At 42.7% G+C, this 11861-nt stretch carries 10 protein-coding genes; all 10 read right to left on the bottom strand.

Translation table 11 applies throughout. The annotated features are described in order from the left end of the window. Window positions 1–1148: DUF349 domain-containing protein (locus Q0502_RS05570; protein ID WP_298648198.1), on the bottom strand; the 1148-nt coding region annotated here is incomplete at its 3' end. Between the two features lie 277 nt (window positions 1149–1425). Continuing rightward, window positions 1426–2739 (bottom strand): ribosome biogenesis GTPase Der, encoded by a 1314-nt coding sequence (gene der / locus Q0502_RS05565; RefSeq protein ID WP_298648195.1) that lies wholly within the window; start codon window positions 2737–2739, stop codon window positions 1426–1428. A 190-nt stretch (window positions 2740–2929) separates the two neighbouring features. Further along, window positions 2930–3823 carry a GTPase Era gene (gene era, locus Q0502_RS05560; protein ID WP_298648193.1) on the bottom strand — a complete coding sequence of 298 codons (894 nt, stop codon included), beginning with the start codon at window positions 3821–3823 and terminating at the stop codon, window positions 2930–2932. 210 nt (window positions 3824–4033) lie between these two features. After that, window positions 4034–5047 (bottom strand): beta-ketoacyl-ACP synthase III, encoded by a 1014-nt coding sequence (locus Q0502_RS05555; protein ID WP_298648190.1) that lies wholly within the window; start codon window positions 5045–5047, stop codon window positions 4034–4036. An 87-nt stretch (window positions 5048–5134) separates the two neighbouring features. Further along, entirely contained in the window at window positions 5135–5320 is a 186-nt protein-coding gene (rpmF, locus tag Q0502_RS05550; RefSeq protein ID WP_298648187.1) for a 50S ribosomal protein L32, read from the bottom strand. A 31-nt stretch (window positions 5321–5351) separates the two neighbouring features. Then, on the bottom strand, window positions 5352–5930 hold the full coding sequence (locus Q0502_RS05545) for a DUF177 domain-containing protein (protein ID WP_298648184.1): 579 nt from the start codon (window positions 5928–5930) through the stop codon (window positions 5352–5354). A 183-nt stretch (window positions 5931–6113) separates the two neighbouring features. Beyond that, window positions 6114–7199 (bottom strand): aminoglycoside phosphotransferase family protein, encoded by a 1086-nt coding sequence (locus Q0502_RS05540; protein WP_298648201.1) that lies wholly within the window; start codon window positions 7197–7199, stop codon window positions 6114–6116. Window positions 7200–7348: 149 nt separating this feature from the next. Then, complete coding sequence (locus Q0502_RS05535; RefSeq protein WP_298648181.1) at window positions 7349–7996, bottom strand: carbohydrate-binding family 9-like protein; 648 nt, start codon at window positions 7994–7996, stop codon at window positions 7349–7351. Window positions 7997–8355: 359 nt separating this feature from the next. Further along, entirely contained in the window at window positions 8356–9831 is a 1476-nt protein-coding gene (locus Q0502_RS05530; RefSeq protein ID WP_298648178.1) for a sialate O-acetylesterase, read from the bottom strand. Window positions 9832–9903: 72 nt separating this feature from the next. After that, window positions 9904–11541 carry a right-handed parallel beta-helix repeat-containing protein gene (locus tag Q0502_RS05525; RefSeq protein ID WP_298648175.1) on the bottom strand — a complete coding sequence of 546 codons (1638 nt, stop codon included), beginning with the start codon at window positions 11539–11541 and terminating at the stop codon, window positions 9904–9906. Between the last annotated feature and the right edge of the window lie 320 nt (window positions 11542–11861).

Genomic DNA, 11861 nt, shown 5'->3' with positions numbered 1-11861 from the left:
AGGTTCTGTAATTGATGGAAAGCCGAAACCACATCCGGCTCATCATCGAGCCTCTCCGCAGCTTCACATAACTCAATCTTTATTTCAAGATTCTTCTTGAAATCATATTCCCTGAACTCATTATTGATACGTACCAGATCATAAAATTTCTCCACGTACCGCTGATACGACTTCCATAACTCGTTCACTTTCACCTGAGGCACCAGTTTGATATCGCTCCACTCTTGCTGAAGCGATTTGAACTCCTGGTATATCTTATTGAAATCCTCCTGCCCCTGAGTTTCGGTCAGAATTTTGATCTGTTCAATAATAGCCAGCTTTCTGGCAACATTTTTTTCTTTCTCCGCCTCTTCTTTTGCGAGAATATCCGCCCGTTTTTCCTTTATCTTCTGAAGCAACTCCTTTCCTTCGGCATAGATTTCCGATTCTTTCCCCAGAAAATTGATCTCTTCTCCCCCTTTTGAGAGAAACTCCTGTTTCTGTAACTCTGTTTCATTCCGCAAAGAACGATAAAATTGATTTTTATACTCATCCACGTCCTTGCGTTTCGGATTTTCCGAATTCAACAGATCATGCAGGTTACGTACGATCTCTTCAATGGGAAGCAAGGTACCGGAAGTATCATCTATAAGGGAATCCTCATCCGTATCTTCTTCCTCACCTTCAGATTCTTCTACACCATTCACGTCGTCCAGATCATAATCAATGGGAGATTCTTCTTCAACCGTCTCTTCAGGTGCCGCCTCTTCAGGAACTATTTCTTCCGGAGTTATCTCTTCCGGAGTTATCTCTTCCGGGGTTATCTCTTCAGGAGTTATTTCTTCGGGAACTATTTCTTCCGGGGTTATCTCTTCTGGGGTTATCTCTTCTGCAATTACTCCTTCTGTGGCCCCGTCCCCTTCGACAACTTCTTCCACGCCTTTGGGTTCTTCTATGCCTTCGGGCAACTCTTCCATGGTTGCCTCTTCAGAAGTGCTCTCTTCCGATTCCGGCAAATCATCCTTTTCCGTTTCCTCTACAGCAGGTATCTCAGCTTGAGGGGTTTCTACCGTTGAATCCTTTTCCGTGAATTCAGACTGCAGGTCTTCATCATTCTTTTCTTCGTTAACAGATAATTTCTCGTTGTCAAGATTGTTTTTCGTATTCATCAGTAGTCCCTTCGTTTTGCCCGGCCTTAGGAGCCGATATGTTGCATTTCAATTTTATTCTTTTTAAAACAAGATAGCAGTTTTTATCATTCGCCTACCTTTGCAAAAGTAATACAAATTAACGCAATATTTTTGTGATTTCATAAGATTAGTCTATTTTTTTACATCAAGGTACATGGAAATTTCTAGAATCAAGACTATTAACCAAGAGGGATCTGTCAGAAAATCCAAGCCCAGAAGTTGAAATGTCTTGGCTCCGGACTCTTTGTTCTATACATCACTTTTCCCTGAAAAAAATATTGATCGGCGTACCTGTGAAATTCCAGTTCTCGCGCATCCTGTTTTCCACAAACCGTTTGTAGGGTTCTTTGATCCATTGCGGCAGATTACAGAAGAAAACAAAGGAGGGTACCTGTGTATTGGCCAGTTGGGTGATATACTTGACCTTGATAAACTTCCCCTTGTTTGCCGGGGGGGGCGTCCTTTCAATGATCGGTAACATCACTTCATTCAGTTTACTGGTAGGCACTCTGCGCTTTTTATTCTGATACACCTCTTTGGCGGTATCCATCACCTTGAGGATTCGCTGTTTGGTCAGCGCCGACCCGAAGATAATGGGAAAATCGGTAAAGGGTGCCAGACGTTGACGGATCGCATTTTCAAATGTCTTGATCACAATGTTATCCTTTTCTTCCACCGTGTCCCATTTATTGACGAAAACAACCAGCCCCTTCCGGTTCTTCTGTATAAGTGAAAAAATATTCAGATCCTGACCTTCGATACCCCGGGTTGCGTCGAGCAGGAGAATACATACATCGGCATTTTCTATAACCCGGATAGAACGGATTACGGAGAAATACTCCAGATCTTCCGTCACCTTTCCTTTTTTACGGATCCCGGCCGTATCGATCAGGTAAAAATCCATACCGAATTTATTGTAGTGCATATGGATAGAATCGCGCGTGGTACCGGCAATATCGGTCACGATGCTCCTATCTTCTCCGATCAGCGCATTGATGATGGAAGATTTTCCGGCATTCGGACGGCCCACTATGGCAAATTTAGGTATATCATCCAATGCTTCCTCACTGTTGTCTTTTGAGAACAGCGTCAGGATATGATCCAGCAGGTCACCGGTCCCCGAACCATTAATGGCCGAAACACCGAACGGATCACCCAGGCCGAGAGAATAAAATTCCGCCGACTGATGTCCCAAGTCGAAATTGTCCGATTTATTGGATACCACCACTACAGGCTTACCCGATCTACGCAGCATCTGGGCTACCCTCTCATCGAGGTCGGTCAGGCCATGCATCACATCCACCACAAACAGAATTACATCCGCCTCTTCTATGGCGATACGAACCTGTTTATTGATCTCATCCTCCATCACATCATCGGAATTTACCACCCAGCCACCGGTATCGACCAGTGAAAATTCCTGTCCGCTCCAGATCACTTTTCCGTACTGGCGGTCCCGTGTGGTACCTGCGGTCTCTGTCACAATAGCCTGGCGGGTTTGTGTCAACCGGTTGAAGAGGGTGGATTTCCCTACGTTGGGACGTCCTACTATCGCTACTAAATTTTGCATATTTTTTTAGACTATATTAGAGTCAAGAATCAAGAGCCAAGAGTCAAGACTTTTTGTAAATTAAAAACGGAAAATGAAAATAAAGAATTTGAGATTTGACATATTGAGGATGATTAATTACCATTCTACAATTGCAAATTGATTTGCCGATTTACTAATTGGCCTATTAACTCATTAGCACATTGGCTCATTAATCCAGCCTGTATCCGAAAGTTTTCAACATATTATCGCGGTTCCTCCAATCTTTTTCCACTTTCACATAAAGCTGTAAAAAGACTTTTTTCTCAAAGAACCGCTCGATATCCTTTCGTGCCATCGTTCCCAATCTTTTCAACGACTCACCTTTATGACCGATCACAATCCCCTTCTGGGAATCGCGTTCCACCAACATAACCGCCCTGATCCGAATCAAATCGCTTTCTTCCTTAAACTCCTCCACGACGACCTCTATGGAATAGGGAACCTCTTTCTGATAGATCAACAATGCCTTCTCCCTGATAATCTCGGTGACGAAAAACCGGGCAGGTTTATCAGTGAGCGCATCTTTCTCGAAATAAGGGGGCGATTCCGGCAAAAGTTCCAGGATGCGCTTCTGTACCACATCCACACTAAAATTGTTCAATGCCGAAATGGGATATATCTCTGCCTGCGGCAATAGTTCCTGCCATTGCGCGACCAATTTCTCTAATTCATCATGGTTTGTCTGGTCTATTTTATTGATGAGCAACAGGATCGGCAGATTCAATCGTTGCACCTTACTCAGAAATTCATCATTCTTATCGATTTTCTCCACCACATCGGTAACATAGAGCAATACATCGGCATCGTCCAGCGCCGATAAAGAGAAATTCAGCATCGATTCCTGCAACTTATAATTAGGACGCAGTACTCCCGGCGTATCGGAATAGACTATCTGATATTCAGGTCTATTCACAATACCGATAATACGGTGGCGTGTAGTCTGCGACTTTGCCGTAATAATAGAAATTTTTTCTCCTACCAGCCGGTTCATCAATGTGGACTTACCTACATTGGGATTGCCCACGATGTTGACAAAACCGGAACGATGTTTATTCTGCGACATATTTATAACCCGTTAATACGACAAAGATAACATCTACCAGCCGATTTTACCCCATTGTTACCCAATAAAGATAAAAAAACGCACCGTTTCCGATGCGTCTATGTTGTGTCACCTTCCCACCTTTTCGCTTCGCGCAATCTGCTATTACCCGGCAAACTCAAGTAAACTTGTTTTTGCTCTCGCTTACTCACGGATTTCACTTTTAATTTTTCACTCTTCCCTCTTCCCTTTCCCGTCGTATCCCCATTTCAGGTAAACGCTTCCCCACGAGAAACCGGCCCCGAAAGCGACCAGGATCACATTATCCCCTTTTTTCAGTTTAGGTTCCCACTCCCACAGGCAAAGCGGGATAGTGCCTGCACTGGTATTTCCGTAACGTTCAATATTGATCATTACTTTCTCACGTGGTAAGCCGGTACGGTCTATAATCGCATCAATGATACGCATATTCGCCTGGTGGGGAACCAGCCAATTGACGTTGTCGATGGTAAGATTATTGCGTTTCATAATATCCAGCGAAACTTCAGTCATACGTGAAACGGCATTCTTAAATACCACTCTCCCATCCTGATATACGGTATGTTCCGCATTATCCACCGTTTCGTGCGTGGCGGGAAATTTACTCCCCCCGGCTTTCATTTGCAGCGGCTGATACCCCACTCCGTCCGAATGAAGTTCCACATCCATAATACCGATGTTCTCTCCGGTGGGTTCGATCATCACTGCCCCTGCCGCATCACCGAAAAGGGGACAAGTGGTACGGTCTTTATAATTGGTGATGGACGACATCTTATCGCCCGCCAGCAGAATTATCTTTTTATACTTGCCTGTTTGGATGAGACCATTGCAAATCTCCAGCCCGTAAACAAATCCTGAACAGGCTACCTCCATATCGAAACAGAAAGCATTTTTGATACCGTTATTTTCAGCCACGATAGAGGCCGACGAAGGAAAGAAATGATCGGGAGTAGAGGTGGCGAAGATTACCGCGTCAACCTCTCCGGGAGCCGTGTCCGTCTTTGCCAGCAGCTCTTTTACAGCCGCTGTGCCCAATACCGAAATACCCTGTTGTTCACCCTTTAGGATTCGTCGTTCTTTAATCCCTACCCGGGTCATGATCCACTCATCGGACGTATCAACTATGGTGGAAAGTTCTTCGTTGGTGAGGACATAATCCGGCACTTTAGCTGCAATTCCGGTGATGACGGCGTTTAATCGTTTCATCGTCGTAAAAAATAATTAGTGAAAAAAAGACCCTGAAAAGTAATTCGGATGTTTCAGGGTCTTCTTTTTCTGTAAACTAACAGGTAGTTATGCCGTTGCGTCTTTCTCAATAGCTAATTTACCTCTGTAGTAACCGCATTCACCGCACACGGTGTGATAAATATGCCATGCTCCGCAGTTGGGGCAGATTGCCATGGTAGGCATTTTGGCATGATCGTGCGATCTTCTTTTCCCTTGTCTTGCAGAAGACTGTCTTCTTTTTGGATGTGCCATTTCTATATTTGGTTTTTAATTGTTGATATACTCAGTTCTCTTCCAGGTTCAATCCCTTGAGTGCATCCCAACGGGGATCATTATCCTGCGACTCTTCCTCATCCGAAAAATCATCATCCGGAATATCGCCATCGTCATCATCGTCATCATCTGTACTGACAGCCCGATGTTTACGCAATTTGGAGGAAACAACCCTGTTACATTCACCTGCGGGGTGTACATGTTTGATGGGAATGGTCAGGGCAATAAATTCGTACAGGAACCAGGCTATATTGATCTCTCCTTCCTCTTCGGGAATGATCACTATCTCATCGCTCTCCTCGGAATATTCTTTACCGAGTTTTACGATCAGCCGGCTCTGGGTATCCACATCCAGGTTCATATCATCCAGACAGCGTGTACAGGGTATCTGGACAACACCTTTAAGATCGAAATTAAATTCGAAAGTGGATGACGTTTTCCGCACATTGACCGTCACCTTCACATTTCCTTTCCGCACTTCTTCACCATCAATGGCGTCGAAGAATTTTCTATCCAGGTCATACTCAAAGGTATGCACTCCCTCGGAAAGATTTTTCAGGGAAATATTGTACAAACTGAACTTTGCCACGTTTTCTCCTCAAAATAAAGCGGTGCAAAGATAGTTATTTTTTCTTCACAGCGCCTGTTTTTGGATAATATATTCTCCATTTTTACCTTCGTGAGGAAAGTAGAAGCTATTTTTTGGATAATATATCCTCCACTTTCTTCTTCATAAGAGACCGGAAATGAAGTTGAGAAGTTGTAATCGGAATTATTTCCCGGCAGCTTCTTTTACGATCCGTTGCATCTCCCCGAAGTTTTCTTCGAGGCTTTGCAGCAGTTTAAACTGCGCTTCGGTGCGCACCAGATTATGCTCCGGATAAGCAATTTTGTAATAGGTATCCCCATCGATATAATCCGTAAAGAAACGTACCGTCTGCATGTAGGTAAGCAGTTTCGCTCCGAAAGCGAGGTTTTCTATCTCCACATCCGAGAGGAAGGATGCTGCATTTTTCAGATAACCTTTCGCATAGGCCTCAAAGATATCCAGATCGACAGATATATTATCGAGGTTCCTGTCATCTTCCGCACCCGTATTGGCTCCTGTGCGGATAAAATCTCCAAAGTCGGAAAGCACATAGCCCGGCATCACGGTATCCAGATCCACTACACAGAGAACCTGATCATCATTATCGAACAAGATATTATTCACTTTGGTATCGCAATGATTGATCCGCTTGGGCAGTTTGCCTTCACGGTGCAACTTCTCTGCTTTGCACATCTCTTCAGCACGATCTTCAATCTCTTTTACCAATCCGGCAACTTGATTCAATCGTCCCGCCTTGTTAGCCTCCACCGCCTCCCGGAACGTTTTGAGGCGCGCTTCCATATTGTGGAAGTTCGGAATAGTCTCGAACAGCGGCTCTCCCGGAAGATCGGCCAGCATTTTCTGGAAATCGCCGAAAGCCATTCCCGCCCGGTATGCCAGTTCGGGATTGATCTCATCATAACTTTTGCTGTCTTTGATAAAATCCATTACCCGCCAGTAATCTCCTGCATTATCCTGATAATAAAGGGCTCCTTCCTGGGTAGGGATCAACGTAAGTACACGACGATCGATATCGGTGACGCCCAGCGCTTCCAGTTTTTCACGAATATGTCCGGTCACCCTGTGGATATTGTTCTGCAATTCGGGTACATTCTTAAATATATGGTGATTAATCCGTTGCAATACATACTCCTTACCACCTGATACTACTTTGTACGAATCATTGATATGTCCTTTTCCAAGCGGTTTTATCTCCGTGTTAGCATCGTCTCCGATAAATTGAGAAACGATCTCTTTCAGTTTATTCATCTCGTCCATTATATTTATTTTAGTTTTGTTTGATTATGCTATGTGTTATCCGTGCTCCTTCGGCTACCAATTCGTCAAATCCGGTCTATCCCCGGTATTAAATTCTGTTCCGGTTTTTTGGTTCTTCGAAAATAAGATATCCCTTACTATTATTCCAATTCCAGTAATCCAAAAAACTGGGGAACATGGAAATTCGGTTTGGGCAGATCGATGGGATTCCAACTTAAAAAATGGGGTTCAGGTGTTTCGTCGCCGCATTTATAGAAATTAGCCCTGATTTTTTGTCCGGAAAGCGATTCATGGGCATCAAAACCCAGCGCTTTTTTGGGTATTTCCAGATACATGCGCCAATCGCTCACCTGCCTACCCTCTTCATATCTGTGAGAGATGGTACTATATCTGAAAATAGAGGTCATTTCGTGAATCTGTTTTTCTCCCTTTTCCCTTGTCTCATGCCGGCGGGAAAGCAACGTTCCCAATATATTGCATTCGAAATTGCGATACCCGCTTTCTCCTTCTCGCTGCATAAAGAATTCTACGCAGCTATCCTCCCAGACCGATCCGAAATCTTCGGTATTTGCCGCACGAACAGCTTCTCCTATTACCGAATAATAAAGGTAGAGAGTCTCTGCGTCATGCGTTACCCGCACCGTTACAGGCAGGGTTTTCGGAAAATCTTCCTTCCAGTTCACCTGGTCGATAGGCGCTTCCGCCCCGGTTTCATGAAGCATCTTGATCTTATCGAATATCGTTTCAAGTTGTGAAACATCTTGCTTTGGTACCCGCAGTGTTTTCATATTATTATTTTATTTAGATGCATGCCATCTTTCAGAATCCTGATCTTAAAGACAGTGATAATGAGAATGTAGAAGATTGAGTAAGATTGAAGGAGATTAAGTAAAAAGATTGAATCATACATTCATAAATCAACAAATCATCCCATCAAAGACTCATCCCATCAGTAAATTTTTCCCAAAGATATTCTTTTTAGTGAAAACAGGCAAATAAGCTATATTTAAATTTCATAGGAGTTGTATGCGAACATCGGCCGATTGTAAATTCCCGCCTATGTTCAATCCCCGGTAATTCAGTCGGCGGAATACAAATACAATCAAAAAAACACCTATTGAAGCAAAAGAATTGAATAGTAATGAATTCACTTGATTTCCCCTATATCTTTAACCTCCCAATCATCTGTCCTGAAAGGGACTAATGGTTGTCCCACCGTGGTTATTACATTGGCATCGGGACAATAATTCATAAATGCGTATCTCACAGCTACGGGATCCGGAACCTCATCTGACCAAACTTCTATCTTATTCTCCCACCATATATAATTCCCCTTGGCAGGATAAAAGGCGCCATCATTCCCTGCTATCTCAAATCCTCCAGGAGTCACATAACCCGCCGGCAAATAACCTTTAAAACTATTTGGCTCGTTCCATTCATACTTTTCCGACACATTATTAAAACTGAGTATAAGTTTCTTCTCTTTGCGTTCCATCGATTTAAATGTGGGAGCAAGAGCAGGTAACCCTTTCACTCCATAGTCGTTGGTTAAAGCCAGATATCCTAAACGAAGACCGACTTCGTACTTCTTCTCGGGGTGGATACATGTGGGGTTGCCTATGTCGGTTGTTGCGGCTACTCCGGAAAAAGGGATCTCTTTAACTGCCTGATATTGGGATTCCACTACCATAGCCAGCGAACGAAGACTGTCTCCTTCATATCGAAACGGTGCAAGTTGTGTCAGATAAAAGGGCATTTTCTCGTCATTCCAGCTTTTGCGCCACAAACCGACTAAACCGATTTGTAACTTTTTATAATCAAACCAATTTTTCCTATTCGACTCACCCTGATACCAGATAAAGCCTTTCGCCGTAAAGTTGCAAATAGGCAAGATCATCCCGTTATATAACCGTTGGGGACTGCTGTTCTCGGAAGTCCCTGATTTTGCCAATGCATGATCAATACCTTCAATCTGATCGATCGAGTTATCCGTCATCCATGTTTCAATGGTGGATCCGCCCCAGTTAGAAGAGATCAAACCGATAGGTATATTTAGAACCTTTGACAGAGTTTTTCCAAAAAAATAACCCACCGCACTAAAACTTGACACGGATTCGGGATCAGAAGTCAACCATTCCCCTTTACAGTCATACAAGGGTATTTCCGAGGACTGTCTGGGTACGGTAAACATTCTGATGTTCGGATATTGTACAGCATCCATTACGGCATCCATACAATTTTCCACGGGTTGTTGCATAAAACCTGTTACGGGCATCTCCATATTGGATTGTCCTCCACAAATCCATACCTCACCCAAAAGCACATTATCAAGAACTATTTGCTGGCCGTTACTGGTAAAGTGAATCGTGTAAGGGCCTCCCGCCCCGTCCGTATCGACCTGTATGATCCATTTTCCCTGTTTATCTGCAGAGGCAACATATTTTTTGTTATTCCACGATGTCACGATTTGCACATCACTACCCGGAGATGTTTTTCCCCACAGATTTACAGCAGTATTCCGCTGAAGGACCATATTACTACTCAGAACCGAAGGAAGTTGCAACTCCGCGAAGAGATTACCACAAAAACCGCAAATGAATGTCAGGATTATAATTTTTTTCATACGAATTATTTTATTTTTTTGCACTAAGGTGTGATTTAGATGCTCGTTTCATGCTTAGGGAGAATAAATTATCTATTTTTCAGTTATCTCCACATTTGAACTATCCGTTACCACGAAGGGTCGATTTTCCGATCGAGTATAAAGGTAAGCATTTGTTTTCTCAATCGTATTATTTTTAAATATAAAACCGTCAACACTATACAGATAAAGTATACGCGGATCATATGTCTTGAATATGTTTTTTTCCACTCGAATATTATGATGATACCTACTTACTTCTTTATTGGGAATACCACTGCCTACGGCAATACATGCTCTTCCCCAATCCTCGCTACCATAATTACAGTTTTCAAAAATATTATTCCGAATGATTACATCTCTAACGCCGGATTGTTCATACCAATAATTACCATCACCTTCAAATAAGATGGCAGCACCCGGCGTATGAAAATAGTTATCCTCAATAACCATACGTGCGCGTGATCCGAGCAATAAGCCTCTGGCACGATTCTTTTGTATACGGCAACCTTTAATCAGTACTTCCGGATACGCATCATCTGCCGCCACAACATGATTTTTCTTTATTTCTTTTGGCAATAGTGTTGACATAACTACTTCAAGATACTCTTTATTAAGTCGTTTTACGCTTTTGACTTTCGCTCTATCATAAGTGGACATCGTCTCATTGTCAACAAACTCCAATGTCGAATGAGGCGTTATAAAATCAACCCCATATTGTCCCTTATTTTTCCAACGCAGCAGCATGGTATAGTCATCCTTCACACTTTCTACGGCCATATACCAACCGTGAATGTTTGATGCATCATCTTTCTGGTTCTCGAATATACAATCAATCATACGGATATATCCGCTGCAATTCACAAAATGAGTGGCATCAGCCGTGATACTGATCATACGGTTACTCCCGGGTGTAGGGGTAACATTTACCTTGCGAAGTTCAATATCTTCACTGCTCTGGGCTATGACACCCATACCGCCGCAATGATAGAGATTGACATTATATATATTTATATCCTCACATGTGTTTAATGTAAATGCCGGATTATACCGTGCAGAGGCTCCAAAAACCAGTGTATTTCCTATTGTACCTTTCAAATCATCCCGCTTGATACGGACTGTCCCTTTCTCAATTTCTTCAGCAGCAACAGGGCTCCATAACCAAAAATCTTTCGCTTGAAATGCCGGTTCACGCAGTTTGGAATCGAATTCCAAAAGATTGGAGTATGGATAATATACATGATTTTCATCCTTGAAACGAAGGGTGCCATTATCGGTATCGTACATATAGTCTTCCGGAAATTTTATATCGAGCCATCCTTCTCCTTTATTTACGATTATCCCTTCAGAATTAAATGTTCTGGTATAATCGATTGTAAGATTGTTGATAGTCACATTCCTGCATTCTTCCAGATTAAAAGGCGATATAAACCCGCTAAACATAAGTTCGGTATTATTACCTTCTACCGTAAAATCTTCCATACCTGCTAAATCGAATGCGATACGCTTCAGACTCTCATTATTATTACTGATAAACTGGTACTTCTCAAAGGCCTGGTCCCGCTTGATATATAAACGACCTCCCGGCAGCACCAACGTTGAAGCTTTATTCAGGATACATTGTTCGAGAGCGGCTCTGATAGCCGGCATAGCATCCGAGTTAGGTTGTTCTGTATTTAAATAGTCATTCAAATAAATGACTTTTTTGTCTTTGGCTTGTATAAAAAATAGTACGTTAAACAAAATAACAACAGCTAAAATTATTTTCCTTTTTTCCATACGATCCGTTTTTCTTTTTTTATTCCTGCAGTTCCATCCAATAATCCTTTCGTCAAATCGGATGCTTTTCTTTGTTCATTAAAATTAGACTATTTGAGTCGCCTTCGCTCCTCGATTGTTAATTGAGTCGCCTTCGCTCCTCGATTTTCAATTGAGTCGCCTTCGCTCCTCGATTTTCAATTGAGTCGCCTTCGCTCCTCGATTTTCAATTGAGTCGCCTTCGCTCCTCGATT

This window comes from uncultured Proteiniphilum sp., assembly GCF_937873925.1.
GTDB lineage: Bacteria > Bacteroidota > Bacteroidia > Bacteroidales > Dysgonomonadaceae > Proteiniphilum.
This window is presented reverse-complemented; position numbering and strand designations above follow the sequence as displayed.